Consider the following 25,139-nt stretch of genomic DNA (forward strand, 5'->3'; position numbering starts at 1 on the left):
CGCGGCGCAGCGGGCGCCGCGCCGGCCGCCGGGCTGCGCATGCCGGCCTTCGGATCGAGGACGAACTGGACTTCGATCGGCGCGTTCCAGAAATCGCGGGCCAGATCGGCGATCCGACCCGAAAACTGGCTCTTGACCCAGTCCAGCTTGAAGCGGTTCGGCGCAGCGATGGACAGCGTGTTCGCCGACGCATCGAAGGCCACCGGGGCCAAGGGTTTGATCCACGTCACGTACTGCTGGGGCGTCAATTCGCGCTCCAGCAGTGCGGAACAGTGTTGCCAGAAATCGTTCATCAAATGACTGTCGTTTTATGCGTGCACAGCGACTCGCCGGCGCCCTTGTCGCGGTCGCGCAACAAGGCCCGAAGCGGCGTGCGAGCGTGCTTCGGGCGCCTGCGTCACGGTCTGGGGCGAGGCAGGCGCGAGCCGAAGCGGCGTGCGGGATTCTTGGAGATAAGGCGAGATTCTAACGCCAAACGCGGTCACAGCGGGACTTATCCACAGGGTGCGATTGCGGGTCGCGGGGCCGGATCGGCGAGGGCCGGCACAGGCGCAAGCACCGTAAAGTATTGACCGTCAAGAGAAAAACGGTTTAAATAGCGGGTTCCGCGAAAACCAATCCTGTATTTCCGGCGATTGCGTTCGCCCGAAGGCGTCCGGTAAGGGCACGCGGTCCCCTGAATTTCGACATTCTCGAACAAGTGAGAGCATCATGAAACGTACTTACCAACCGTCCGTGACGCGCCGCAAGCGCACCCATGGCTTCCGTGTCCGCATGAAGACGGCAGGCGGCCGCAAGGTCATCAACGCTCGCCGCGCGAAGGGCCGCAAGCGCCTCGCCATCTAAGGCGGGTTGCGCGCTGTGTCCGCCGTCCGCAGCCCTGCGGAGGGTGCCGTCGAACCGGGTGCGAATCCGTTGCAGACGAAAGCCGCCTTCCCGAAAGCTGCGCGACTTCTGAAAACGGATGAATTTTCATCCGTTTTTCGTTTGCGCCCGTGGCGGCGCTCCGCGCATTTCGTGATCTACGGCAAGCCGACCGGCCAGCCCGCGCGGCTGGGGCTCGTCGTCGGCAAGAAGTACGCGCCGCGTGCCGTGACGCGCAATCTCGTGAAGCGGCTTGCGCGCGAAGCGTTTCGCGTGCGGCGGGCCGAATTCGCGGGATACGACCTGCTGCTGCGGCAGCACACGCGCTTCGACAAGAAAGCGCTGCCGAGCGCGGCTTCCGCTCCGCTCGCGGCGATGTGCGCGGCCGAAATCCGCGAGCTGCTCGACAGAGCGGCCCGGGAAATCGCCCGCCGCGCGTCGAAGCCCGCGTCCGAGTGACGCATCCGTGCCGAAGCGCGGCGTTCGCGCCCGCGCGGCCGGTTTTGACGCGGCGCCGAACGGCGTCGCCCCAGGTATGAAAACGGTATTGACCGCCTTGCTGCGCTTCTACAAGGTTGCCGTGAGTCCGCTGCTCGGCAACCGTTGCCGTTTTTATCCTTCCTGTTCGGATTACGCGCGCGAGGCAATCCAGTATCATGGCGCCGCGCGCGGCACGTATCTCGCCGTCAGGCGCGTGTGCCGATGCCATCCGTTTTCCGCGGGCGGCGTCGACCTCGTCCCGCCGCCCAACTCCGACACTCGCGCGCACGGCGACGCCGACGCGCAGTCCCATCGACTCTGAGACAACGCATGGATATCAAACGCACCGTCCTATGGGTGATCTTCTTCATGTCAGCTGTCATGCTGTACGACAACTGGCAGCGGTCCCATGGACGCCCGTCGATGTTCTTCCCGAGCGCCACGCAGACGGCCCCCGCGGCTGCCGGCGGCGCGTCCGGCACCGGCGCGACGACGACGGCCGGCAACGTGCCGGCGCCCGCTGCCGGCGCCGCGCCTGCAACGACGGCGCCCGCCGCACAGGCGCAGCTCGTGAAGTTCTCGACCGACGTGTATGACGGCGAAATCGACACGCGCGGCGGCACGCTCGCGAAGCTCACGCTGAAGAAGCAGGGCGACGGCAAGCAGCCCGATCTGTACATCACGCTGTTCGACCACACGGCGGGCCACACGTACCTCGCGCGCACGGGCCTGCTCGGCGACTTCCCGAACCACAACGACGTCTATACGCAGGTCAATGCGGGCCCGACGTCGCTGTCGGGCGACCAGAACACGTTGAAGCTGTCGTTCGAGTCGCCGGTGAAGGGCGGCGTGAAGGTTGTGAAGACGTACACGTTCACGCGCGGCAGCTACGTGATCGGCGTCGACACGAAGATCGACAACGTCGGCACGACGCCCGTCACGCCGACGCTCTACATGGAACTCGTGCGCGACAACACGGCCGTCGAAACGCCGATGTTCTCGCATACCTTCCTCGGGCCGGCGGTGTACACGGACGCGAAGCACTTCCAGAAGATCAACTTCAGCGACCTCGACAAGAACAAGGCCGACTACGTGACGTCCGCCGACAACGGCTGGGTCGCGATGGTGCAGCACTACTTCGCGTCGGCGTGGATTCCGCAGCAGGGCGCGAAGCGCGACATTTACGCGGAGAAGATCGATCCGTCGCTGTACCGCGTCGGCGTGAAGCAGCCGGTCGCCGCGATCGCGCCGGGCCAGTCGGTCGACGTGCAGGCGCGCCTGTTCGCCGGTCCGGAAGAAGAGCGCATGCTCGAAGGCATTGCGCCGGGCCTCGAACTCGTGAAGGACTACGGCTGGGTGACGATCATCGCGAAGCCGCTGTTCTGGCTGCTCGAGAAGATCCACAGTTACGTCGGCAACTGGGGCTGGGCGATCGTGCTGCTCACGCTGCTGATCAAGGCCGTGTTCTTCCCGCTGTCGGCGGCGAGCTACAAGTCGATGGCGCGCATGAAGGAAATCACGCCGCGGATGCAGGCGCTGCGCGAACGCTTCAAGAACGATCCGCAGAAGATGAACGCGGCGCTGATGGAGCTGTACAAGACCGAGAAGGTCAATCCGTTCGGCGGCTGTCTGCCGGTCGTGATTCAGATCCCGGTGTTCATCTCGCTGTACTGGGTGCTGCTCGCGTCGGTCGAAATGCGCGGCGCGCCGTGGATTCTGTGGATTCACGATCTGTCGCAGCGCGATCCGTACTTCATCCTGCCGGTGCTGATGGCCGTCTCGATGTACGTGCAGACGAGCCTGAACCCGACGCCGCCGGATCCGGTCCAGGCCAAGATGATGAAGTTCATGCCGATCGCGTTCTCGGTGATGTTCTTCTTCTTCCCGGCCGGCCTCGTGCTGTACTACGTCGTGAACAACGTGCTGTCGATCGCGCAGCAGTACTACATCACGCGCAAGCTCGGCGGCGTCAAGAAGAAGCCCGCATGACAAAACGGCGCGCGCGCGATCTGCCCGCGCGCCGCGCATGCAAAAAAGCCGCATGGTTCCGCCATGCGGCTTTTTGTTTTCAGGCGGCGCTTGGCGCGCCGGTCACGGTTTCTTTGCGTCGCCCTTCGGTTCGCCGTAGAACTGCTCGACCAGTTCCTGCACCAGATAACGCTGATGCGGCGACAGCGCTTCGATCTTCGATGCGAGCTCGATCGTCTCCGGTGTCGGCGGATAGCGTTCGTCGCGCGGCAGCGGTTGCGGCGTCGCATGATCGCCCGCGCTCGGCGACGGGCCGTAGTGCAGCCAGTGCAACTCGACGCGCAGCCACTCGGCGAGCGTTTCGAGTTTGTCGGGCGTCGGAATGGTGCGGCCCGTCAGCCATTTGTGCGCGGTCTGCGGCGAAACCGGATGCGTTCCGCGATGACGCAGATTGAAGCGGTTGGCAAGCTCCGTCGCACCGGCGATCTTTTCCGGGCTGCGCCGCAAGGCGAATTTCAGGCGTTCCGAGAACGCCGCTTTTTCTTCGGGTGTCGGCATGGACGGGATTGTGCAATTCCGCCGACCCGTTTCAGACAACTGCATGGGATAAACATATCCTATGCAGACGAATCCAAATCTGACGACCGGCGGGTGCGGAACGAAACGAGCGGGCGCGAATGCGCGCCGGACGGCATACCGGTCCGAAGCGCGTCGCGCGACAGTGTACGGGACTGAGACACGGCTTATCCCCACCGGGATAAATTCGATACCGTCTGAAACGGCCAGATGCGCCCGCCGTGCGGGTGCGGGCGCGCTACAATGCCGGCGTTCGTTTGCCCGACCTGTTGCGCGGGCGCACCACTGACTGCCTGATCACCGCCTCCGATCCCCATGCTCGCTACCGATTCCGATCCGATCGTCGCCATTGCCACTGCTGCCGGCCGGGGCGGCATCGGCGTCGTCCGCGTATCGTTCGGGCGCGGCGGCGAGGCGGCGGCGCTGCCGATGATCGATGCACTATGCGGTCAGCGGCTCGCGCCGCGCCATGCGAGCTACGTGCCGTTCCTCGACGCGCAGGGCGCGCCGCTCGATCGCGGCATCGCGCTGTACTTCCCGGCGCCGCATTCGTATACGGGCGAGCACGTGCTCGAACTGCAGGGGCACGGCGGCCCGATCGTGATGCAGCTGCTGCTGCAGCGCTGCCTCGACGTCGGTCGCGCGGTCGGGCTGCGGCTCGCGGAGCCCGGCGAATTCACGCGCCGCGCATTTCTGAACGACAAGCTCGATCTCGCGCAGGCCGAAGCGGTCGCCGATCTGATCGAGGCAAGCACCGAGGCAGCCGCGCGCTCGGCCGGGCGCTCGCTCGACGGGGCGTTCTCGCGGCAGATTCATGCACTCGTCGACGACGTGATCAATCTGCGGATGCTGGTCGAGGCGACGCTCGATTTTCCGGAAGAGGAAATCGACTTTCTCGAAGCGGCCGACGCACGCGGCAAGCTCGCGAAGATCCGCGCGCAGCTCGCGCACGTGCTCGGCGATGCGCGGCAGGGCGCGCTGCTGCGCGAAGGGCTGTCGATCGTGCTCGCGGGGCAGCCGAACGTCGGCAAGTCGTCGCTGCTGAACGCGCTGGCCGGCGCGGAGCTCGCGATCGTCACGCCGATCGCCGGCACGACGCGCGACAAGGTCGCGCAGACGATCCAGGTCGAAGGGATTCCGCTGCACATCATCGATACGGCCGGCCTGCGCGAGACCGAGGACGAGGTCGAGCGGATCGGGATCGCGCGCACGTGGAGCGAGATCGAGCGCGCGGACGTCGTGCTGCATCTGCTCGATTCGCGCACCGGGATGACCGCGGACGACGACGCAATCGCCGCGCGTTTCCCGGCCGGCGTGCCGGTCGTGCGCGTGCTGAACAAGACGGATCTGACCGGCGTGCCGGCATCGGTTGCACATCCGACCGCGGAAGGCGATCTGACCGAAGTGCATCTATCCGCGAAGCGCGGCGACGGGATCGACCTGCTGCGTGCGGAGCTGCTGCGCATCGCCGGCTGGCAGGCCGGCGCGGAAGGCGTGTATCTCGCGCGCGAGCGGCATCTGATCGCGCTGCGCGCCGCGCAGGATCACCTCGCGCGCGCGGCCGAGCATGCGGAACAGCGTGCGCAGTCGCTCGATCTGTTCGCGGAGGAGCTTCGGCTCGCGCAGGAACAGCTCAATGCGATTACGGGGGAATTTACTTCGGACGACCTGCTGGGCGTGATCTTCAGCAGGTTTTGCATCGGGAAGTGACGCGGCAATCGCCGCCATCACTTCACCTTCAACGCCGCGCGCCGAGGCGCGGCAAGCGGGGCGTCATCGCGTTGCCGAAGCGCCCGTGCGCGGCATCGGCATCAGTCCCAATGCCGATGATGATGGTGATACCCGCCGTCGTAATAGCCGCCGTCCGGCACGACGATGCAGCCGCTCAGCAACGCGGCCACACCGGCAATCAGCAACAGAGTCTTTTTCATCGCGTTCACCCGCTGGATTCGATATGGAACCCAGCATAGCGAGCGCCCCGAACACCGGCTGTAAGGATTCGTTTCCCCGGCGTCCATTGCGTAACGGCGCATTATTCCGGTCAGAATGACCGTAACAAATCGCCGAAACCGCTGACGTTTCGAGCTGTCGGGCCGCAAAAAGGACGCGCAGGACGCGTGGCGCGGCGGCGGCGTGCGCGCGCGTCGCCTCAGGTGCCGATGCCGGGCCCGAAATTGCCGGCGACCCAGCGCGTGACGGCATCGACGTCCGGATAATCCTGCTCCGGCAGGCCGTCGAGCATCGACAGCACTTCGTTGCTCGCGCCGGCGTCGCGCGCGGCGTCCACGATCGCGTCCTTGTTCGCCGGGTAGCGGACGGCGGCGAGCACGTCGGCGATTTGCAGATCGATCGCTTCGTTCGGAATGTCGTGTGCGGGAGTGGGCAGTTTGTCGTTCACGTCGGAATCTCGCGGTCGGGGCAGATGAGGCCGCCGCGCGGCGGCGCGGCCGCGGGCGCGTCGCCGGGCGGCGGGCGATTCAGTGGCCGCGACGCACGCGGCGCCACGGATGCTTCCAGTCGATATGCGGCGCGTGTTCGTCGCGCGGATGCTGGCGGCGATGTTCCTGCCAGAGTTCGTCGGAAAACAGCGCTGCGACAATGACGAGCGGCAGCACGAGAAAGATGCCGAGAATGACATGCTCGATCACGATAGCCTCCTTGCGGTGGCAGGAACCCTTGCTCCCATTCTAGGCTCTGAACTTCGCCGGCGTTCAACTTCTTACAACGCGCCGCGCGGCGGCCGCGACAGCGGACGCACGCGTTCGACGCACACGCCGGCCCCAAAAAAGGACGCGAATATGCAACTTCAGAACGAGACCCATACGCTTGCGCTGCGCCCGCTGGAACGTCAGGACCTGCGCTTCGTTCACGAGCTGAACAACGACGCGAAAATCATGCGCTACTGGTTCGAGGAACCGTACGAAACGTTCGCCGAGCTGTCGCAGCTGTACGACCGCCACGTGCACGATCAGCGCGAACGCCGCTTCGTCGCGGTCGACACGCAGGGCGAACTGGTCGGGCTCGTCGAGTTGATCGAGCTCGACTACATCCATCGCCGCGGCGAGTTCCAGATCATCATCGCGCCGCAGCGTCAGGGACGCGGCTATGCGGGGCAGGCAACGCGGCTCGCGATCGAGTACGCGTTCAAGGTGCTGAACCTGCGCAAGCTGTATCTGATCGTCGATACGTCGAACGCGGCGGCGATTCACATCTACGAAAAGTGCGGTTTTCAGCACGAGGCCGAATTGAAGGAAGAATTTTTCGGCAACGGCACGTATCACAACGCGTATCGGATGTGCATCTTCCAGCGCGACTATTTTGCGAAGCAGCAAGCGGCGTAATCGAACCGCGCGAATGGCCGGGCCGATCCGGATAAATACGGATCGGCTTATTTCTGGCATTTTTCTTGAATGATGTAAATCGGATAGCGCAGCGCAATAATCGGGCAGCGCGTCGCACGACTTTATGTGCGTTGCATCAAAATGGTCGGGACATCGAAATGGATTATCCAAACCGTTCATGCCGTGCGCTGTAACTGCGTTGAAAGCCTTGCCCCGTAACGCTCTGCGAACTGTCGCCATCAATCCGGCCGCCGTGTAACCGAAGCGCGGCGGGCGTTGCCGACGCCAAAAAACGCTCGCGCGCAGGGTGCGACAATTCGCCGCTATTGCGATCGCACAACAAATGTGCTTGCTATCGTTTGCCGGTCTTCTAAAGTGAAAAACGCGGGTTCACGATCACCTTTAAACACATAGCTAACCCCAGCCTGGTGCCCGCAAGCCTGGAGACAAAACATGATGAAGCGTACCGGTGTCTTTCTTGCCCTCGTCGGCGCGTGTGCGATGGTGTCGATTGCCCAGGCGGGCGGCGATGTAGCCGTTCAGCCGAAGCAGGAAATCCAGTTGACGAAGAATGCCTGGGGCTGCCTGTCGAAAGACAATCTGGATTCCGTACTGAGTCACGAACGCGACGGCAAGGCCCAGGCGAAGCAGCAGTACTTCGACGACTTCCGTTGCCTGTCGGTACCGGAAGGCCAGCGTTTCCGCGTGGTGTCGGTCGAGCACGGCGACGTGCAGTTCGTCAGCGCGGACAACAGCGACCAGCAAGGTCTCTGGACGGACGCGCGCTTCATCAAGCAGTAACGCGCAGTCGCACGACGACGCGACGCGGCAGGCACCGCGTGCGCCGGCTCGCCGAGCCGGCGGCGCGGATCGGACGCGGCCCGGCGATGCCGGGCCGTTGTGCTGTGGGCATGCGGCGACACGCGCGGCCGCACGCATTCGGTATCATCACGGCCCGACCGAACCGAATGCCCGCCCCGGGCCGCATCCGCATGGCGCTGAAATCCACGATCTACAAAGCCGAACTGCAAATCGCCGACATGGATCGGCATTACTACGCCGATCATGCGCTGACGGTCGCGCGTCATCCGTCCGAAACCGACGAACGGATGATGGTGCGGATCGCCGCATTCGCGCTGCTCGCGCACGAGCGTCTCGAGTTCGGCAAGGGATTGTCGGACACCGACGAGCCCGATCTGTGGCAGAAGGATCTGACCGGCGCGATCGACGCATGGATCGAGGTCGGCCAGCCCGACGAGCGGCGCATCGCGAAGGCAGCGGGCCGCGCCGCACAGGTCACGGTGATCGCGTACGGCGGGAAGACGTCGGATATCTGGTGGCAGGGCGTGCGCAGCAAGGTCGAGCGGCTGCGCAACGTGCAGGTGCTGTCGCTCGCGGAAGGCGTCGCGGCCGCGCTTGGCCGCCTCGCGGAGCGCACGATGCGCCTGCAGTGCACGGTGCAGGACGGCGCCGCGTGGATCTCGAGCGCCGATCACGATCCGGTCGCGGTCGAATGGACGACGCTGAAGGCGCGCGCCGACGCGTGAGCGCGCCATCCGCGGCCCGCACGCTCAGCCGACGACGGCAGGCGGCCCCTTGAACTCCAGCATGTTTCCTTCCGGATCGAACAGGTAGATCGACGGCCCGTAGCCGCCGGCGCCGTAGCGCTCGATCGGCTCGCCGGGCCGCGCACCGAAACGGGCGAAGTGCGCGATCAGCGCGTCGGGATCGAACGGTTCGACGCGCAGGCACACGTGATCGACGTTGCGCCCGGCGCCGGGCGGCCCGCTGTCGGCGCGGTCGATCTTGCTGCCGACGGCGAGCAGGTCGATCAGCGCGTCGCCGGCGCGCAGTTGCACGAGGCCGAGATCGGGCTGCTCCTTCTCGACGTGACAGCCGACGGCATCGCAGTAAAAGCGCGTCATCGCGGCCATGTCGGTGACGCGCAGCACGACGTGGTCGATGCCGCGCAGGGTCGGTTTCATGGACGAACGCTCCTTCGCCAGGCAAGGTTCATCGAGTGTAGACCACGCACGCGCATCGGCCGGAACGCGGCACAATCGACGGACGAAAAAAAGCCCGTTCACGCGGAACGGGCTTAATCCATATCAGGAGGAGACATGGAGGAGACAGGAACCACTATACACATACGAATGGTGCGATGCAATATCGTGTGTGTAAAAAAACGTCAGGACGGCGTTTTGTCGCACCCGCAGTGCAGCAAAATTGTGACGGCGCGATGACAGGCGGCGTCGCTTGCGGCCCCGATTTGCGCCGCGGATGACAGCGCAAGATTCGGCGCGCGACTGTACGTGCCGGCGCCTAAAGTGGGCACCGTCTACACTCGAGAGTGCGAGGTTACGATGAAAACCGCCTATCCGACCGACGATGCCCGCTGGGGCGCCGTGACTGCCCGCGATCCGCACGCGGACGGCGCGTTTTTCTACGCAGTCCGCACGACGGGCGTGTTCTGCCGTCCGAGCTGCGCGTCGCGGCTGCCGCGCCGCGAGCACGTGGCGTTTTTCGACGACCCGGCCGCCGCCCGGGCGGCAGGCTTCCGGCCCTGCAAGCGCTGTCAGCCGGAAGGGCTGCCGCGCGAGCTCGAGATCGTCAATCGCGCCTGCGCGGTGCTCGATGCCCATTCGGAGCGGCTGACGCTGCAGCAGCTGAGCGACGCCGTGCATGTGAGCCCGTTTCATCTTCAGCGGCTGTTCAAGCGCGTCGTCGGCGTGTCGCCGCGGCAATACCAGGCCGCACAGCGCGGCGCCGCGCTGCGCCAGGCGCTGCAGCGCGGGCAGCCCGTCACGCGCGCCGCGGTCGACGCCGGCTTCAATTCGCCGTCGCGGCTCTACGCGTCGGTGCCGCGCGAGCTCGGGATGGCGCCGTCCGCGTTTCGCCGGCAAGGCGCGGGGCTGCGGATCGACTATGCGACCGCGCCGACGTCGCTCGGCACGGTGCTCGTCGCCGCGACCGACAAAGGCATTTGCCGGATCGCGTTCGGCGACGAACCGGCTGCGCTCGTGCACGAACTGAAGGCGAGCTTCGCGCGGGCCGAGCTCGTCGAATCGCCGGCGCGGCTCGCACCGTTCATCGCGCAGATCGGCGCCTATCTGGACGGCACGCGGCACACCTTCGACTTGCCGCTCGACATCGCGCCGACGGCGTTCCAGCAGCGCGTCTGGGAAGCGCTCACGCATATTCCGTACGGCGAGACGCGCAGCTATTCGGAGATCGCCGCAGCGCTCGGTGCGCCGGGCGCGGTGCGCGCGGTTGCGTCCGCGTGCGCGTCGAATCCGGTCGCGCTCGCGATTCCGTGTCATCGTGTCGTGCAAAAGGGCGGCGCGCTCGCCGGCTATCGGTGGGGCGTGCGCCGCAAGGCGACGCTGCTCGCATCCGAAGCGCGCCGCGCACGCGACGACGAACCGGCCACGGCCGCCATCGAGGAGGACAGCACAGCTTGAGCATCGAAATCGCAACGATCGCATCGACAGCGGACGGCGGCCACGTGCCGCCGTCGGCGCAACTGGAACTGCGCTTCAAGGTGCCGTACGACTGGCCGCGCGTGCTGCGCTTTTTCAGCGGCCGCGCGATCCCCGGCGTCGAGCAGGTCGCGCACGGCGTCTATCGACGCATCGTCGATCTACACGGCGAACCGGGCCGGCTCACCGTGACGCGGCATCCGCGTCGGCATTGTCTGATCGCGACCGTCGAAGGCGCGGCGGCGCGCCACGTCGACGATGCATTCGCCGCGCGTGTCGCGTCGATGTTCGATCTCGGCGCGGACCCGGCCGCGATCGGCAGCGGGCTCGCGCGCGACCCGTGGTTCGCGCCGCTCGTCGCGGCCGCGCCGGGGCTGCGCGTGCCCGGCGCGTGGTCGGGTTTCGAGCTGGCGGTGCGGGCGATCGTCGGCCAGCAGGTTAGCGTGAAGGCCGCGACGACGATCGTCGGGCGGCTCGTCGAACGCGCGGGCGAACGCGTGCTGCATGACGATGCAGATACGGCCGACGGTGCGCCCGCCTGGCGCTTTCCGACGCCGGACGCGCTCGCCACGTGCGATCTCGCGAAGATCGGCATGCCGGGCAAGCGCGCGGCCGCGCTAACCGGGATGGCGCGCGCGGTCGCGGCCGGCGACGTGCCGGTCGACACCGCGCAGGCCGATCTCGCGACGCTGCGCGCCGCGTGGCTCGAATTGCCCGGCATCGGCCCGTGGACGGTCGAATACATCGCGATGCGCGCATGGCGCGATCCGGACGCGTGGCCCGCGTCCGATCTGGTCCTGATGCAGTCGATCGCCGCGCGCGATCCGTCGCTCGGCCGGCTCGCGAGCCAGAAGCAGCGCACCGAGGGCTGGCGGCCGTGGCGCGCGTACGCGGCGCTGCATCTGTGGAACGAGGTCGCGGACCGGATGGGTGCCGCGCGCGGCGGCTAGCCGCTATTGCATCGGAACCGGCGCTGCGTACGATGGCCGCGCGCCGCGTTCCGTCGGACGAATCCGCAACCGCCTGCGCAGCCGCCTCGCTGCGTGCTGCATAACGTCGGCGCAACGCCGCACGCCTCGCGCCCGGACCGTCGATTTCACGCCCGCGCGCGTGCCGGCGCACCTCAAGCGCGTGTTTCGGCGAGATGTTAAAGTGCCCGCTACCAACGAAGCGACCAATAATCCAGCCGGCCGCGCGGCATCGTCCTGCGGCCGTCCCGCACTTGCGCATCCATGTCGAACACCATGACTCACCGCCAGCCCGAACTGCTGCTGAATCGCCTCGATGCGCTGAGCACGGGCCCGACGCGGCAGCATCTGCCCGACGGCCTGCGCGGCATCGAAAAGGAAAGCCTGCGCGTGACGCGCGACGGGATGATCGCGTTCACGCCGCACCCACGCGCGCTCGGATCGGCACTCACGCATCCGTCGCTGACGACCGATTATTCCGAAGCGCTGCTCGAGCTGATCACCCCCGCGGAAGGAGACGCCGCGCTGACGCTCGAACGCCTCGACGAACTGCATCGCTACGTGTACGCGTCGCTCGGCGATGAGCTGTTGTGGAACAACTCGATGCCCGGCCTGCTGCCGGCCGACGACGAGATCCCGATCGCAAACTACGGCACGTCGAACATCGGTCGCCTGAAGACGGTGTATCGCCGCGGCCTCGCGTATCGCTACGGCCGCACGATGCAGTGCATCGCGGGCATCCACTACAACTACTCGCTGCACGAGGAAGTGTGGCGGCGGCTGCATGCGGACGAAGGATCGACCGCGACGCTCGTCGACTATCAGTCCGAGCGCTATCTCGCGCTGATCCGCAACTTCCGGCGCCGCAGCTGGCTGCTGATGTATCTGTTCGGCGCATCGCCCGCGCTCGATACGAGGTTCCTGCGCGGCAAGCCGAACACGCTCGAAGCGTTCGACGCCGATACGCTGTACCGCCCGTATGCGACGAGCCTGCGCATGAGCGATCTCGGCTACTCGAACACGACCGCACAGGCTGCGCTGCACGTCGACTACAACACGCTGCCCGGCTATCTCGACGCGCTGTCGAAGGCCGTCAGCGAACCGTATCCGCCGTACGAGGCGATCGGCACGCATCGCGACGGCGAGTGGATCCAGATCAACACGAACGTGCTGCAGATCGAGAACGAGTTTTACTCGACGATCCGGCCGAAGCGCGTCACGTATTCGGGCGAGCGTCCGCTGCATGCGCTCGCGTCGCGCGGCGTGCAGTACATCGAAGTGCGCTGCCTCGACATCGATCCGTTCGAGCCGACCGGCATCGCGATCGACACCGCGCGCTTTCTCGACGCGTTTCTGCTCGCATGCGCGCTCGACGCGAGCCCGACGCTCGACTGCGACGCGTACAAGGAAGCGAATGCGAACTTCGCAAGCGTGACGATGGAAGGCCGCAAGCCGGGACTGATGCTGACGCGCGACGGCGAGCCGATCGCGATGCGCGCGTGGGCCGATGCGCTGATGGCCGACATCGAAACGATCGGCCGCCGTCTCGACGAGATTCGCGGCGACGATGCGCATGCGCGCGCGATCGCCGCGCAGCGCGAGAAGCTCGCCGATCCGGAACGCACGCCGTCGGCGCGTGTGCTGCGCACGATGCGCGAGAACGGCCAGTCGTTCCTCGCGTTCGCGCGCGCGCAGAGCGAAGCGCATGCCGCGTACTACCGTGCGCATCCGCCGTCGGCGGACGCGATGCGCGCATCGACCGCACTGGCCGAGCAGTCGCTCGCCGAGCAGGCGGAGCTGGAAGCGAAGGAGGCCGGATCGTTCGACGCGTTCGTCGCGGCCTATCGCGCATATACGCTGAACCGCTTCAGCGTCTGACGTGCGTCGCGGCGCACTGCGCCGCGCACGTCGGCGCGCGCGGGGCGATCTTGCTGCGAGCGCCTCAGCACGTGCGGCGCGCCATCAGTGGTGCGCGTACGTCTCGCGATCGGCTGCGCGCGGCAGCGCCGGCTTGCCCGACTCGATGCTTGCACGGCCGGTGTCGCCGTATCCGGCGCGTTCGCGCGCAGCGGCCGCGCGTCGCATGATCGTCTGCATGTCGTCCGGGAAGTTCGGGCTGCTGGCGAGGCTCGCGCGATAGCCAACCGCCTGCAGTTCGGCGAGTTCCTGACGAACCTCGGCGCGCGTCAGCGGCCGCGATGCGGGCTGCGCGTGCGCCGCGCACGTCGAGCCGATCAGCAGCGCAGCACATATGGCCTGTTTCAACGTGTTCATATCGTGTTTGGCTCCATGGCATGCCGGCGCGGCGCCGTCGGCGGCGCGGCCGGATTCGATGCAGCGAGTCTAGACTTCGGACGCCCAACGAAACATCCCGCTCGCAGACAGGCTCCTTTGTTCGACACGCAACATTGCGGCGGCGCGACGCGACGCGCGCGTAGCTGTCGTGCCTGTCAGCGCGCTGCCCGCTGCGCGTCGGCGAACGGCCGCGCACAGCGGCCGGCCTCGGGCTTGTCCTCCCTTGTACAAGCGGCACGTGGCTCCTAACCTCTTTTAAGCGACCGATCGGTTGGCGACGCAGACCGTTGCATGCGCAAGCGGCCGATCGATCGGCTCGTCGTCCATCCAGAGGAGACACGATGAATCCCACAGTCGCTCTACCGCCCGGCATCGTCTTCGCGCAGCCGCTGACGCCCGTCGCCGGCTCGCTGCTGCTCTCGTTCCTCGTCGCCGTGATTCCGATCGCCGTCGCGCTGATCGCGCTCGGTGTGCTGCGCCGCCCTGCGTGGCAGGCGTCGCTCGCCGGGCTCGTCGCGGGCCTCGCGGTCGCGATCGGGGCGTGGGGGATGCCGGCCGGTCTCGCGTTCGATGCGGTCGGCGCCGGAATGGCGCTCGCCGTCGTGCCCGTGATGTGGATCGTCTTCAACGCGCTGCTGCTGTACAACATCGCGGTGAAGTCGGGCCGCTTCGACCAGTTCCGGCAATGGATGCTCGACAATCTGCCCGACGACCGCCGCCTCGTGCTGCTGGTCGTCGCGTTCTCGTTCGGCTGTCTGCTCGAAGGGATCTCCGGGTTCGGCACGCCGGTCGCGATCACCAGCGCGTTGCTGATCGCGCTCGGCTTTCCCGCGCTCGAAGCGCTGACCTATACGCTGCTGTTCAATACCGCGCCGGTCGCGTTCGGCGCGCTCGGCGTGCCGATCACGGTGCTCGGCGCCGTCACGTCGCTGCCGCCGACGACGCTTGCCGCGATGGTCGGCCGCCAGCTGCCGTTCTTCGCGCTGCTGCTGCCGTTCTACGTGGTCGGCGCGTACGGCGGTATGCGTTCGATCGCGCGGCTGTGGCCCGCGCTGCTCGTGTCGGGCGGCAGCTTCGCGCTTGCGCAGTTCGTCACCTCGAACTATCTCGGCTATCAGCTGACGGACGTGCTGTCGTCGCTCACGTCGCTGATCGTCACGATCGGCTTCCTCCAGATGTGGAAGCCGCAGCCCGATCCGCAGTTCTCGCTCGCACGCGGCGCGGGTGTGGGCACGGGCGGCAGCGGCATGCGCGCCGGATTCGGCGGCTGGCTGCCGTGGATCGTCGTGTCGGTCGTCGTGATCGTGTGGGTGCATGCGAATATCGCGGCGATCGGCGACGTGAAGATCAAGTGGCCGGGGCTGCACAATGCGGTGTTCGTGTCGCTGTACCAGAAGCCGTATGCGGCGATCTGGGACTTCCAGCCGCTCGGCACGGGCACCGCGATCCTCGTGTCGGCGATCATCACGGCTGCGCTCACGCGCACGGGCGTCGGCGCGTTCTTCGAGTGCGTGGTGAAAACGTGGCGGCAGACGTGGATCGCGATCGTCACGGTGATGATGATCGTCGGGCTCGCGTACCTGCTCAACTACTCGGGCATCAGCTATACGCTCGGCACCGGCGTCGCATCGACGGGCGCGCTGTTTCCGCTCGTGTCGGCGTCGCTCGGCTGGATCGCGGTGTTCCTGTCGGGCAGCGATACGTCGGGCAATGCGCTGTTCGGCAATCTGCAGGTCGTCGCCGCGCGGCAGCTTGGCCTCGATCCGGTGCTGATGGCCGCGACCAATTCGTCGGGCGGCGTGATGGGCAAGATGATTTCGCCGCAGAATATCGCGACCGGCGTGTCGACGACCGATTTGAAAGGGCGCGAAGGGATCGTGTTCGCGCGCACGTTCTGGCACAGCGTCGTGCTGACGCTGCTGCTCGGCGTGCTGGTCTTCCTGCAGCAGCACGTGCTCACATGGATGATCCCGGCGCTGCCGAAGTGAGCGCTGCGCCGCCGCGGCGGCGCAAGCTTTTTGGAAACTGAAAACTGTTGACAATATGTCGGGCTAAGGGTATACAGGGATCATTCGCCGATATGGCGCCCCTGTTTCCTGCCGCAGCCTTGCTGCCTGCCCGACCATGACTGCCCCGAACGCGCTGAACGCCATCGAACTCCTGCAAAGCCAGTCGCTCGCGATGATCGTCCAGGACATGCTGGAGCGCGCGATCGTATCCGGCGAGTACGCACCGGGCGAGAAGCTGAACGAAGTCGAGATCGCGACGAAGCTGAACGTGTCACGCGGGCCGGTGCGCGAAGCGTTCCGTGCGCTCGAGCAGGCCGGCCTGCTGCGCAACGAGAAGAACCGCGGCGTGACCGTGCGCGTCGTGCCGCTGCGCGAGGCCGAGGAAATCTACGAGGTGCGGGCGATGCTCGACGAATCGGTCGCGCGCGCGCTCGCGAAGCGCATGTCGGCCGACACGCTGAAGATCCTGAAGGGCATCGTCAAGTCGATGAAGGAGGCCGCGAAGACGCACGACGTCACGCGCTATACCGAGCTCAACGTGCAGTTCCACGATGCGATGGTGGTCGGCGTCGGCAATACGCATCTCACCGATACGTATCGCCGGCTCGTCCGGCAGCTCGGGCTGCTCCGCCAGGCGGCGATCGAGGCGGAAGAGGATGCGATCGCGGTGTCGGCGGCCGAGCACGACAAGATCGTGCAGGCGCTCGCCGACGGCGACGAGGACAAGGCCGTCGCGCTCGTGCGCGAGCACGTCGCGCACGGTCTGGCGCGGATGCGGCGCACGCACGAGCAGGGCCTGCCGGCGGCCGGCAAGGCGGCGCGCGAGAAGGCGCGCGCGTAGCGCTCGGCACGCGCGGCCGTGCACCGCGCCGCGTACGCAAGTCACGCGGCATGAAAAAGGGACGCTTTTCCGGCGTCCCTTTTTTCATCTACTGCTGCGGCGGCGCGCGACGCGCGAATCATTCCTTGTCGGCCTTGCCTGCCGCGCTCGCGAACTTCGCGAGCCACGTGTCGACGGCCGCCGGCCGTCGGTTTTCGTCTTCCGCGCGTTCCTTGCGGCGGATCGCATTGCGCACGACATGCGCACCTACGTAGCGCAGCGGCTCCGGCGGGAAGCGGCCGAGCGGCCCTCGCACGAGCGGGCTGCGCGTCCATGCGTTGTCGGCGTCGAGCACGAGCGACGACAGGATCTGCCCGCCCATGTACGTCGGCCCGACGCCGTTGCCGGAATAGCCGAAGCCGTAGTACACGTTCGGCGCGCCGTCGAGCCGGCCGAAGAACGGAAAGCCCGTCACCGAACGGTCGGACGGCCCGTTCCAGCTCGCGGTGATCGGCACGCCGGCGAGCGACGGAAAGAACGCGTGCAGGCTTCGCGTGAGTTCGCTCTCGTACGGCGAGCGGCGATCGAAGACAGGTGCGATCCGGCTGCGCCACGAGAACGTGTTGCCGCCCTTGCCGAGCATCAGCCGGCCGTCGACCGTCGTCCGGTAGTAGTAGACGAAGATCCGCGAGTCGAGCACCGACACGCCGTCGACGAGCCCCGTGCGTTCGAGCAGCTCCGGGCATCGGTCGGTGATCACCATGTCGCTCGAGACGACCGCGATCGTCCGTTCGAACTGCGGGAAACGGCTCGCCATCCACGCGTTGATGGCGAGCACGAGTTTCTTCGCGGTCACGCTGCCGCACGGCGTGCGCACGACCACCGGCTGGCCCGGCGTAAACGCGAGCATCGGCGTGCGTTCGTAGAGGCGGATGCCCATCGCGAGCGCGACGCGGCGCAGGCCGCGCACGAGCTTGCCCGGATGGACGGTCGCCGCGATCGGCGAGTACACGCCGTCCAGATTGCGTGCGGACCCCGAGCGGCGCGCGACCTCGGCCGGCGGCAGCGGCTCGTAGCTGTGGATGCCGCACGCGGCCAGCGCATCGAGCACCGGCGCGAGCGTGCCGATCTGCGCAGGCGAGGTCGCGGTGTAGAGCGTGCCGTCGCGCCGCAGTTCCGCGTCGATCGCATGCTCGCGGCAGAAGTCCGCGATGTGCTGCACGGCCGCTTCCGACGCCTTCACGAGCCGGATCGCCTCGGCCTCGCCGAACAATCGCCGCAACGTCAGGAATTTCGCGGACCACGTGAGCAGGCATCCGCCGTTGCGGCCGCTCGCGCCGGCGCCGCACAGGTCGCTCTCGACGATCGCGATGTCGAGCGCCGGATTCTGCCGCTTCGTCTGGATCGCGGTCCAGAGTCCGGTGAAGCCGCCGCCGACGATGCAGACGTCCGCCTGCGTCGCGCCCTGCAGTGCGGGCGCGAGATCGCCGTCGTTGAACAGCGCTTGTTCGATCCAGAAAGGTCGCATCGAAAGTTCAGCCGGTTGAGTGGAGGGCCGCGCGCGTGCACGGCCCGAACGGTGTCGGTGTGGCATGCATCACGCGGCCGCTTCGGCGGACATGCGCTGCACGCCCATCGCCTTGAGCGTGTCGGCGATCGCGGCGACGGCGCCCGGAATGCCCGCTTCGCCGAAGTGGCCGATGCAGCCGACGCGGAACGTCTCGACCTGCGTGAGCTTGCCCGGATACAGAATGTAGCCGCGCTTTTTGACCTCTTGATAAAAGGTCTTGAAGTCGTACTTCGGATCGTCCGGAGCATGGAACGTGACGATGATCGGCGCCTGGATCGCCGGATCGAGGAATGGGCGGAAGCCGAGCGCGCGCATCCCGTCGATCAGCGCACGATAGTTGCGCTGATAGCGGCCGCCGCGCGCGGCGAGCCCGCCTTCGTCGATGTATTGCGCGAGCGCCGCGTCGAGTGCCGCGACGACGTGCGTCGGCGGCGTGAAGCGCCACTGCGTCGTGCGCTGCATGTAGACCCACTGGTCGTACAGGTCCATCGCGAGCGAATGGCAGTTGCCTTCGCAACGTTCGAGCGTGCTGCGCTTCACGATCACGAAGCCGATGCCCGGCACGCCTTCGAGGCACTTGCCCGACGCCGCGATCACCGCGTCGAACGGCGTCGTGCGCGCATCGATCTCGATCGCGCCGAACGAACTCATCGCGTCGACGATCAGCCCGCGGCCGTGCTTCGCGACGACCTGCGCGATCTCGTGCAGCGGATTCATCACGCCGGTGCCCGTCTCGCAGTGCACGAGCGCGACGTGCGTGATGCCGGGATCGGCGGCGAGCGCGCGATCGACGTCGGCCGGATCGACGCGGCGGTCTTCGCTGTAGTCGATCGTCGTCAGCCGGCGGCCGAGCACGCGGCAGATCTTCGCGATGCGCTGGCAGTACGCGCCGTTGTTCGGCACCAGCACGTGGCCGTCGCGCGGCACGAGCGTGCCGATCGCCGCTTCGACGGAGAACGTGCCGCTGCCTTGGAGCGGCACGCATTCGTGCGTGTCTTCGCCGTGCACGATCTGCACGAGCCGCGTACGCAGCCGCGCCGTGATCGCGTTGAAGTCGCTGTCCCACGACCCCCAGTCGCGCAGCATCGCGTCGCGCGTGCGCGCGGAGGTCGTCAGAGGGCCGGGCGTGAGCAGGATGGGCTGATCGGCGAGCGTCATGGTTTCTCCTTGAGGAAGTCGGGCATCGGATCGGTGCATCGGGAAATCAGCGGCGATACGGCGTGCGCCAAGCCTGCGTGCGACGCAGCAGCACGTGCGACACGCAGGCGAACAACAGGCACGCGCACGACGACGTCGCGAGCACGAGCGTCGCCATCGCGGCGGCCGGGCCCATCTGTCCCGCATCGTCGAGGTTCAGGATCGCGACCGACGCGGGCTGCGTCTCCGGCGAGTAGAGGAACGCGACGGCCGATACGGTCGTCATCCCGTTCACGAACAGATAGCGCGCGATCAGCAGGATCGCGGGCAGGCACACCGGCACCGTGACGCGCACGAAGGTCTTGTAGAACGGCACCTTCAGTGACGCCGACACGGCCTCGAATTCGCCGTCGATCTGCCGCAGCGCGGTGACGGCGGTGAGGTGGCTCGATGCGTAGTAGTGAACGACGGTGACGATCGCAAGCAGCCACAGCGTGCCGTACAGCCCGCTCAGTGGATTGCCGGGCGCATTGAACAGGAAGATGTAGCTGATCCCGAGCACGAGCCCCGGCACACCCATCGGCAGGATCGCGCACAGGCTGATGAAGCCGCGCAGCCAGCGCGCGCCGCGCGTCTTCTCGATCAGGTATGCGCCGCCGAACACGACGATCGTGCCGCCGATCGCGACGGTCGCTGCCATCTTCAGGCTGTTCTTGTACGCGTCGAAGATGCCGGCCGCGATGAGTCCCATCCGATAGTGCTGCAGCCCGACGCTCATCTGGTACGGCCAGAACTTCACGAACGACGCGAACACCGCGATCCCGACGACCGCGAGGAAGAACGCACAGACGATCGCGCAGTACGCGAACATCGCGAGATCGAAGCCGCGCGACGGTTTCGGCTGATACGGCGTCGAGCGTGCGCCGAGCTGCGACTGCTGGCGGCGGCGGATGAAGTAGTCGACGCCGAACGCGACGAGCGCCGGGCACAGCAGCATCAGGCTCACGACCGCGCTGCGGTTGAAGTCCTGCAGCCCGATGATCAGCTTGTAGATGTCGGTCGACAGCACGTTGTACGATCCGCCGATCACGACCGGCACGCCGAAGTCGTTGATGCACATCGTGAACGACACCATCGTCGCGCTGATGAGCCCGTATTTCGCGCCGGGCAGCGTGATCGTGAAGAACTTGCGCGTGCGGCTCGTGCCCATCGCGGCGGCCGCTTCGTACAGGCGCCCGTCCGCGAGCGACAGCGCGGTGACGAGGATCATCAGCACGTGCGGAAACGACGCGTAGACCATGCTGACGACGATTCCCGGCAGCCCGTAGATCGAGTGACCGTGCAGCAGCGGCTTGAGCAGCCCCGCGTTGCCGAACCAGTAGATGAACGACACGGCCGACAGCAGCGTCGGCGCGAGCAGCGGCAGCAGCGCGATCGTGCGCGCGGCATTCTTGAACGGCATGCACGAACGCGTGAGCGCATAGGCGAACGTGAACGCCATCGGCACGACGATCGCGGTGACGAGCGCGCCGACCGTCAACGAATGCAGCATCGAGCGCAGCACGGCGCTGTCCTCGAGATACGTGACGAAGTTGTGCAGGCCGACGAAATGGCCGTCCGCATCGACGAAGCATTTATGCACGACGAGCGCGAGCGGCAGCAGCAGGAACAGTGACAGCAGCGCGGCCATCGCGACGAGCGCGAGCTGCGCGACGCGATCGTGCCAGTGCGTGATCTGCCGCACGTCGGCGGGGGCGGTAGCGCCGCGGCGGCGCTCGGCGAGGACGGCGCTCATTGCAGTCGCTCCTGGGCAACGGGAAACACACGGACATGCTCGCGATCGAGCGCGAGATCGACGCGCGCGCCGGCGCACACGCCGGTGCGGTCGACGTCGCGATACGACAGATCGGCGACGATCTCCTGGCCGTCGAGCCCGTCGATCCGGAAGCTCACGCGGCAGAACGCGCCGAGGAACTCGAGTTTCTCGACGCGGCCCGCGAGCACGTTGTCGGCCGCTTCGCCGGCGACGCGGATGCGCAGGTCTTCGGGCCTCACGTACACCGAGACGGCCGCGCCCTGCGCCGGCCGTGCGGCGCCGTGCCGGCAGTCGATGCCGACGCCGCCCGCGCGCAGCGTGCCGTCGTGCGCGACCTCGGCCGGAATCGTATTGACGCGGCCGATGAAATCGGCGACGAACGGCGACGCGGGCTGCCGGTAGATCTCGAGCGGCGTGCCGATCTGCTCGATCACGCCCTGGTTCATCACGACGATGCGATCGGCCATCGACAGTGCTTCTTCCTGATCGTGCGTGACCATGATCGTCGTCACGCCGAGCCGCTGCTGCAGCGCGCGAATCTCCTGACGCAGCCGCACACGCACGCGTGCGTCGAGCGCCGAGAGCGGCTCGTCGAGCAGCAGCAGGCCCGGCGACGTCGCGAGCGCGCGTGCGAGCGCGATGCGCTGCTGCTGGCCGCCCGACAGCTGGCCCGGATGCTTGCGATGACAGTCGGGCAGGCCGACGAGCGCGAGCAGCGTATGCACGCGCTCGTGGATCGCGTCGCGCTTCATCTTGCGATTGACGAGCCCGTACGCGACGTTGTCGTAGACGGTGAGGTTCGGAAACAGCGCATACGACTGGAAGACGATCCCGTAGTCGCGCAGCTGCGGCGGCAGCCGCGAGATGTCGCGGCCGTCCTGCATGATGTGGCCGCCGTTCTGCGTCTCGAGGCCCGCGATGATGCGCAGCAGCGTCGTCTTTCCGCAGCCGGACGGCCCGAGGAAGCAGATCATTTCGCCCTTCATCACGCTGAGGTTGATGTCGGACAGGACCTGCGTGTCGTTGTACCGCTTCTCGATGCGTTCTACGCTCAGATAAGGTGCCATGCGCGCCTCCACGCTGCGGCCTGCAGGCCGCGTTCGACGAGGAAAGGGACGCGGGGCGGCGCGCGGCGCGGCCCCGCTGCGGGTCGCGGCGTTACTGCTGCGCTTTTGCTCCGTAGCGCTTCTGCCACGTGTCGAGAATCGACGTGCGGTTCTTCGCGGACCAGACGAAGTCGTTCTTCACGAGCAGATCCGCATAGTTGTCCGGAATGCCGGCAAGCTTGCGCGCGACGCCCGGATACGCGACGATCGCCCACCAGCGCGCGGTGATTTCGTTCGCCTGCTTGCTCGCCATGAAATCGGCGAGCTTTTTCGCGGCGTCGGGCTGCTTCGTCGTCTTCATGATCGCGGTGCCTTCCATGTCCCAGCCGAGCCCTTCTTTCGGGAACACGAGATCGATCGGCGCGCCCTGCGCCTGCAGTTCGTGGCCGCGAAACTCGAACGAGATGCCGACCGGGAATTCGCCGGTGCCCGCGAGCGTGCAGGGCTTCGAGCCTGAGTGCACGTACTGCGCGACGTTCTTGTCGAGCGCGTCCATGAATTTCCAGCCGCGGTCTTCGCCGAACGTCTGCAGCCACGCCGTCACGTCGAGATACCCGGTGCCCGACGACACGGGGCTCGGCATCACGATCGCGCCCTTGTAGACGGGCTTCGTCAGGTCTTCCCACGACGTCGGTTTCGGAATGCCCTTCGCCTGCCCGACCACGCGGTTGTAGCAGATCGTCGCGCCCCAGACGTCCATCCCGACCCAGTGCGGCGGATTGTTCGCGTCGCTGTATTTGCGCGTGAGCTGCTCGAAGCCCTTCGGCGCGTACGGCATCAGCATGCCTTGCAGATCCAGCAGCGTGAGGCTCGACGCGGCGAGCCCGAGCACGACGTCCGCGCGCGGATTGTTCTTTTCGGCGAGCAGCTTCGCGGTGACCGAGCCGGTCGAGTCGCGCACCCAGCGGATCTCGATGTCCGGGTTCGCTTTCTCGAACGCATCCTTGTACGGCTTCATCGCCTCGTCTTCGAGCGCGGTATAGACGAGCAGCGACGTTTTCGCGTGCGCCGCCTGAGCCGCGCCGAGCGCGATCGCCGCGACCAGGGCGCAGCGGGCCGCGCCCGCCGCCCATGCCTTCACACGCTTGCATACCGGCACTTCGTTCATCTCAGACCCCTTGACTGTGACGCCGCGGCACGCGGCGGTTAAGTGAAGACCTGCCCTCTCTTTGTTGTCGGTACTCTGCCTGCTGTTCTTTGCATGTTGTTGACAATCTACAAATCGTCGATTTTAATGTCAAGCATGGAAAACACCTCCTCGGCGCGGCGCGGGCGCCGGCAGCTCAATCGTTGTTCGAACCGAAAGGACTCAATGTCATGACTGAAACGCCTGTTTCCGTGGAAGTGAACGGCCGCCGCTACAAGTGGATGAGTCGTCCGGTCGTGGTCGTGTGCGTCGACGGCTGCGCGTACGAGTATCTGGAGCGGGCCGCCGAGGCCGGTGTCGCGCCGTATCTGCGCACGCTGCTGAAGCCGGGCACGGCGCTGAAGGGCGAATGCGTGGTGCCGAGCTTCACGAACCCGAACAATCTGTCGATCGTGACAGGCGTGCCGCCCGCCGTGCATGGGATAAGCGGCAACTATTTCTACGATCGCGACACCGGCGCCGAGGTGCTGATGAACGACCCGAAGTACCTGGTCGCGCCGACCGTGCTCGCGACGTTCGCGGAGCAGGGCGCGCGCGTCGCGGTCGTCACGGCGAAGGACAAGCTGCGCAGGCTGCTCGGCAAGGGGCTGAAGGGCATCTGCTTTTCGTCGGAGAAGGCCGACGAGGCGAACCTCGACGAAAACGGCATCGACAACGTGCTCGAACTCGTCGGGCGGCCGGTGCCGAGCGTGTATAGCGCGGAGCTGTCGGAGTTCGTGTTCGCGGCCGGCGTGCGGCTGCTCGAGACGCGGCCGATCGACCTGATGTATCTGTCGACGACCGACTACGTGCAGCACAAGTGCGCGCCCGGCACGCCCGGCGCGAATGCGTTCTACCAGATGATGGATGCGTATCTGAAGCGGCTCGACGAGCTCGGCGCGATCGTCGCGATCACCGCCGATCACGGCATGAACGCGAAGCACGACGGCGAGACCGGCGAGCCGAACGTGATCTATCTGCAGGAGCTGTTCGACGAATGGCTCGGCCACGATGCGGCGCGCGTGATTCTGCCGATTACCGATCCGTACGTCGTGCACCACGGCGCGCTCGGCTCGTTCGCGACCGTCTACGTGCCCGCGTCGGCCGACGTCGACGCGCTGCGCGCGCGGCTCGCTGCCGTCGACGGTATCGAGCTCGTGCTGAGCGGCGCCGAAGGCTGCGCGCGTTTCGAGCTGCCGCCCGACCGGATGGGCGACCTGATCGTGATCTCGGAATCGGACGTCGTGCTCGGCACGCGCCGCATCAGGCACGACCTGTCGGGCCTCGACGTGCCGTTGCGCTCGCACGGCGGGCTCTCCGAGCAGATCGTGCCGCTGATCTTCAGCCAGCCGGTGAGCGCCGACGTCGCGGGCCGCGCGCGGCTGCGCAACTTCGACATCATCGACATCGCGCTCAACCATCTGCGCTAAGCCCGCATCGGGAAGGAGACACCCATGAATGCCATTGCAGAATCGACGGCAGCCTGCGACGTTCGTCATGAAGCGCTCCGGATCGATGGCGAGCGCATTCGTCGCGACGCGACGATCGACGTGTGCAACCCCTACGACGGCACGCTCGTCGGCA

Annotated in this window: 25 protein-coding genes; 14 read left to right on the forward strand and 11 right to left on the reverse strand. The window is 66.7% G+C overall.

Annotated features, from left to right (window positions below; all coding sequences use genetic code 11):
* On the reverse strand, positions 1-293 hold a 293-nt coding region (locus HMPREF3115_RS27255), incomplete at its 3' end, for a DnaA N-terminal domain-containing protein (RefSeq protein WP_305367020.1).
* Between the two features lie 418 nt (positions 294-711).
* On the opposite strand from HMPREF3115_RS27255, the gene rpmH reads away from it, so the two are divergent.
* From rpmH to yidC, 4 genes are all read left to right on the forward strand, one after another.
* Positions 712-846, forward strand: a complete 135-nt coding sequence (rpmH, locus tag HMPREF3115_RS27260) for a 50S ribosomal protein L34 (protein WP_004198824.1) — start codon at positions 712-714, stop codon at positions 844-846.
* 15 nt (positions 847-861) lie between these two features.
* Positions 862-1,323: a ribonuclease P protein component gene (gene rnpA / locus HMPREF3115_RS27265; RefSeq protein ID WP_012214387.1), complete on the forward strand. Its 462-nt coding sequence runs from the start codon at positions 862-864 to the stop codon at positions 1,321-1,323.
* Positions 1,324-1,399: 76 nt separating this feature from the next.
* Positions 1,400-1,666: a membrane protein insertion efficiency factor YidD gene (gene yidD, locus HMPREF3115_RS27270; RefSeq protein ID WP_035489464.1), complete on the forward strand. Its 267-nt coding sequence runs from the start codon at positions 1,400-1,402 to the stop codon at positions 1,664-1,666.
* An 8-nt stretch (positions 1,667-1,674) separates the two neighbouring features.
* Positions 1,675-3,333, forward strand: coding sequence for a membrane protein insertase YidC (yidC, locus tag HMPREF3115_RS27275; RefSeq protein ID WP_035489466.1), 1,659 nt, complete (start codon positions 1,675-1,677; stop codon positions 3,331-3,333).
* Between the two features lie 102 nt (positions 3,334-3,435).
* Here yidC and HMPREF3115_RS27280 read toward each other — a convergent pair whose 3' ends face one another.
* On the reverse strand, positions 3,436-3,870 hold the full coding sequence (locus HMPREF3115_RS27280) for a transcriptional regulator (protein WP_070556904.1): 435 nt from the start codon (positions 3,868-3,870) through the stop codon (positions 3,436-3,438).
* Positions 3,871-4,203: 333 nt separating this feature from the next.
* On the opposite strand from HMPREF3115_RS27280, the gene mnmE reads away from it, so the two are divergent.
* On the forward strand, positions 4,204-5,598 hold the full coding sequence (gene mnmE, locus HMPREF3115_RS27285; RefSeq protein ID WP_070556906.1) for a tRNA uridine-5-carboxymethylaminomethyl(34) synthesis GTPase MnmE: 1,395 nt from the start codon (positions 4,204-4,206) through the stop codon (positions 5,596-5,598).
* A 439-nt stretch (positions 5,599-6,037) separates the two neighbouring features.
* On the opposite strand, the gene HMPREF3115_RS27290 is transcribed toward mnmE, so the two are convergent.
* Positions 6,038-6,286: a DUF2795 domain-containing protein gene (locus HMPREF3115_RS27290; protein ID WP_006407251.1), complete on the reverse strand. Its 249-nt coding sequence runs from the start codon at positions 6,284-6,286 to the stop codon at positions 6,038-6,040.
* A 79-nt stretch (positions 6,287-6,365) separates the two neighbouring features.
* The gene (locus tag HMPREF3115_RS31830; RefSeq protein WP_006407250.1) at positions 6,366-6,536 is read right to left on the reverse strand and encodes a hypothetical protein; all 171 of its coding nucleotides are present in this window, start codon (positions 6,534-6,536) and stop codon (positions 6,366-6,368) included.
* Positions 6,537-6,686: 150 nt separating this feature from the next.
* On the opposite strand from HMPREF3115_RS31830, the gene speG reads away from it, so the two are divergent.
* The 3 genes from speG to HMPREF3115_RS27305 all read left to right on the forward strand — a co-directional run bounded on the left by speG (position 6,687) and on the right by HMPREF3115_RS27305 (position 8,776).
* On the forward strand, positions 6,687-7,229 hold the full coding sequence (speG, locus tag HMPREF3115_RS27295) for a spermidine N1-acetyltransferase (RefSeq protein ID WP_006411849.1): 543 nt from the start codon (positions 6,687-6,689) through the stop codon (positions 7,227-7,229).
* A gap of 453 nt (positions 7,230-7,682) precedes the next feature.
* A complete protein-coding gene (gene sap1, locus HMPREF3115_RS27300; RefSeq protein WP_006401763.1) occupies positions 7,683-8,030 on the forward strand; it encodes a surface attachment protein Sap1 in 348 nt (115 codons plus the stop codon).
* Between the two features lie 191 nt (positions 8,031-8,221).
* On the forward strand, positions 8,222-8,776 hold the full coding sequence (locus HMPREF3115_RS27305; protein ID WP_065494406.1) for a YaeQ family protein: 555 nt from the start codon (positions 8,222-8,224) through the stop codon (positions 8,774-8,776).
* Between the two features lie 24 nt (positions 8,777-8,800).
* Here HMPREF3115_RS27305 and HMPREF3115_RS27310 read toward each other — a convergent pair whose 3' ends face one another.
* Positions 8,801-9,214: a VOC family protein gene (locus HMPREF3115_RS27310; RefSeq protein ID WP_006407247.1), complete on the reverse strand. Its 414-nt coding sequence runs from the start codon at positions 9,212-9,214 to the stop codon at positions 8,801-8,803.
* Between the two features lie 378 nt (positions 9,215-9,592).
* Between HMPREF3115_RS27310 and ada the strand changes: the two genes are divergently transcribed.
* The 3 genes from ada (at position 9,593) to gshA (ending at position 13,554) form a co-directional block, all read left to right on the forward strand.
* Positions 9,593-10,690, forward strand: a complete 1,098-nt coding sequence (gene ada, locus HMPREF3115_RS27315; RefSeq protein WP_054317179.1) for a bifunctional DNA-binding transcriptional regulator/O6-methylguanine-DNA methyltransferase Ada — start codon at positions 9,593-9,595, stop codon at positions 10,688-10,690.
* A complete protein-coding gene (locus HMPREF3115_RS27320; protein WP_006407244.1) occupies positions 10,687-11,658 on the forward strand; it encodes a DNA-3-methyladenine glycosylase family protein in 972 nt (323 codons plus the stop codon). The genes ada and HMPREF3115_RS27320 overlap by 4 nt, the downstream gene beginning before the upstream one ends.
* Positions 11,659-11,940: 282 nt before the next feature.
* Positions 11,941-13,554, forward strand: coding sequence for a glutamate--cysteine ligase (gene gshA, locus HMPREF3115_RS27325; RefSeq protein WP_070556908.1), 1,614 nt, complete (start codon positions 11,941-11,943; stop codon positions 13,552-13,554).
* Positions 13,555-13,638: 84 nt separating this feature from the next.
* Here gshA and HMPREF3115_RS27330 read toward each other — a convergent pair whose 3' ends face one another.
* Entirely contained in the window at positions 13,639-13,950 is a 312-nt protein-coding gene (locus HMPREF3115_RS27330; protein WP_070556910.1) for a DUF4148 domain-containing protein, read from the reverse strand.
* 362 nt (positions 13,951-14,312) lie between these two features.
* On the opposite strand from HMPREF3115_RS27330, the gene HMPREF3115_RS27335 reads away from it, so the two are divergent.
* Both HMPREF3115_RS27335 and HMPREF3115_RS27340 read left to right on the forward strand, forming a co-directional pair.
* Complete coding sequence (locus tag HMPREF3115_RS27335; RefSeq protein ID WP_070556912.1) at positions 14,313-15,959, forward strand: L-lactate permease; 1,647 nt, start codon at positions 14,313-14,315, stop codon at positions 15,957-15,959.
* Between the two features lie 136 nt (positions 15,960-16,095).
* On the forward strand, positions 16,096-16,821 hold the full coding sequence (locus HMPREF3115_RS27340) for a phosphonate utilization associated transcriptional regulator (RefSeq protein WP_006416651.1): 726 nt from the start codon (positions 16,096-16,098) through the stop codon (positions 16,819-16,821).
* Positions 16,822-16,939: 118 nt separating this feature from the next.
* Here HMPREF3115_RS27340 and HMPREF3115_RS27345 read toward each other — a convergent pair whose 3' ends face one another.
* The 5 genes from HMPREF3115_RS27345 to HMPREF3115_RS27365 form a co-directional block, all read right to left on the reverse strand.
* A complete protein-coding gene (locus HMPREF3115_RS27345; RefSeq protein WP_070556914.1) occupies positions 16,940-18,328 on the reverse strand; it encodes an FAD-dependent oxidoreductase in 1,389 nt (462 codons plus the stop codon).
* 69 nt (positions 18,329-18,397) lie between these two features.
* Positions 18,398-19,528, reverse strand: coding sequence for a 2-aminoethylphosphonate--pyruvate transaminase (locus tag HMPREF3115_RS27350; RefSeq protein ID WP_070556916.1), 1,131 nt, complete (start codon positions 19,526-19,528; stop codon positions 18,398-18,400).
* Positions 19,529-19,574: 46 nt separating this feature from the next.
* Positions 19,575-21,302 (reverse strand): putative 2-aminoethylphosphonate ABC transporter permease subunit, encoded by a 1,728-nt coding sequence (locus tag HMPREF3115_RS27355; RefSeq protein WP_065494413.1) that lies wholly within the window; start codon positions 21,300-21,302, stop codon positions 19,575-19,577.
* Positions 21,299-22,390, reverse strand: a complete 1,092-nt coding sequence (locus HMPREF3115_RS27360; protein WP_070556918.1) for a putative 2-aminoethylphosphonate ABC transporter ATP-binding protein — start codon at positions 22,388-22,390, stop codon at positions 21,299-21,301. The genes HMPREF3115_RS27355 and HMPREF3115_RS27360 overlap by 4 nt, the downstream gene beginning before the upstream one ends.
* Positions 22,391-22,481: 91 nt before the next feature.
* Positions 22,482-23,537 carry a putative 2-aminoethylphosphonate ABC transporter substrate-binding protein gene (locus HMPREF3115_RS27365; protein WP_006407232.1) on the reverse strand — a complete coding sequence of 352 codons (1,056 nt, stop codon included), beginning with the start codon at positions 23,535-23,537 and terminating at the stop codon, positions 22,482-22,484.
* Between the two features lie 209 nt (positions 23,538-23,746).
* Here HMPREF3115_RS27365 and phnA point away from each other — a divergent pair, with 209 nt between their 5' ends.
* Positions 23,747-24,985: a phosphonoacetate hydrolase gene (phnA, locus tag HMPREF3115_RS27370; protein ID WP_070556920.1), complete on the forward strand. Its 1,239-nt coding sequence runs from the start codon at positions 23,747-23,749 to the stop codon at positions 24,983-24,985.
* Positions 24,986-25,139: the final 154 nt, after the last annotated feature.

It is taken from the genome of Burkholderia sp. HMSC10F09 (assembly GCF_001806955.1).
GTDB lineage: Bacteria > Pseudomonadota > Gammaproteobacteria > Burkholderiales > Burkholderiaceae > Burkholderia > Burkholderia multivorans.

Bases quoted from the DNA above. Each gene is read 5' to 3' on its own strand.
- HMPREF3115_RS27345 (WP_070556914.1), bottom strand. From the start codon at position 18,328: ATGCGACCTTTCTGGATCGAACAAGCGCTGTTCAACGACGGCGATCTC.
- HMPREF3115_RS27335 (WP_070556912.1), top strand. From the start codon at position 14,313: ATGAATCCCACAGTCGCTCTACCGCCCGGCATCGTCTTCGCGCAGCCG.
- mnmE (WP_070556906.1), top strand. From the start codon at position 4,204: ATGCTCGCTACCGATTCCGATCCGATCGTCGCCATTGCCACTGCTGCC.
- HMPREF3115_RS27340 (WP_006416651.1), top strand. From the start codon at position 16,096: ATGACTGCCCCGAACGCGCTGAACGCCATCGAACTCCTGCAAAGCCAG.
- phnA (WP_070556920.1), top strand. From the start codon at position 23,747: ATGACTGAAACGCCTGTTTCCGTGGAAGTGAACGGCCGCCGCTACAAG.
- rpmH (WP_004198824.1), top strand. From the start codon at position 712: ATGAAACGTACTTACCAACCGTCCGTGACGCGCCGCAAGCGCACCCAT.
- sap1 (WP_006401763.1), top strand. From the start codon at position 7,683: ATGATGAAGCGTACCGGTGTCTTTCTTGCCCTCGTCGGCGCGTGTGCG.
- yidC (WP_035489466.1), top strand. From the start codon at position 1,675: ATGGATATCAAACGCACCGTCCTATGGGTGATCTTCTTCATGTCAGCT.
- HMPREF3115_RS27305 (WP_065494406.1), top strand. From the start codon at position 8,222: ATGGCGCTGAAATCCACGATCTACAAAGCCGAACTGCAAATCGCCGAC.
- speG (WP_006411849.1), top strand. From the start codon at position 6,687: ATGCAACTTCAGAACGAGACCCATACGCTTGCGCTGCGCCCGCTGGAA.
- yidD (WP_035489464.1), top strand. From the start codon at position 1,400: ATGAAAACGGTATTGACCGCCTTGCTGCGCTTCTACAAGGTTGCCGTG.
- HMPREF3115_RS27280 (WP_070556904.1), bottom strand. From the start codon at position 3,870: ATGCCGACACCCGAAGAAAAAGCGGCGTTCTCGGAACGCCTGAAATTC.
- HMPREF3115_RS27350 (WP_070556916.1), bottom strand. From the start codon at position 19,528: ATGACGCTCGCCGATCAGCCCATCCTGCTCACGCCCGGCCCTCTGACG.
- HMPREF3115_RS27355 (WP_065494413.1), bottom strand. From the start codon at position 21,302: ATGAGCGCCGTCCTCGCCGAGCGCCGCCGCGGCGCTACCGCCCCCGCC.
- ada (WP_054317179.1), top strand. From the start codon at position 9,593: ATGAAAACCGCCTATCCGACCGACGATGCCCGCTGGGGCGCCGTGACT.
- HMPREF3115_RS27310 (WP_006407247.1), bottom strand. From the start codon at position 9,214: ATGAAACCGACCCTGCGCGGCATCGACCACGTCGTGCTGCGCGTCACC.
- gshA (WP_070556908.1), top strand. From the start codon at position 11,941: ATGTCGAACACCATGACTCACCGCCAGCCCGAACTGCTGCTGAATCGC.
- HMPREF3115_RS27360 (WP_070556918.1), bottom strand. From the start codon at position 22,390: ATGGCACCTTATCTGAGCGTAGAACGCATCGAGAAGCGGTACAACGAC.
- HMPREF3115_RS27330 (WP_070556910.1), bottom strand. From the start codon at position 13,950: ATGAACACGTTGAAACAGGCCATATGTGCTGCGCTGCTGATCGGCTCG.
- HMPREF3115_RS27365 (WP_006407232.1), bottom strand. From the start codon at position 23,537: ATGAACGAAGTGCCGGTATGCAAGCGTGTGAAGGCATGGGCGGCGGGC.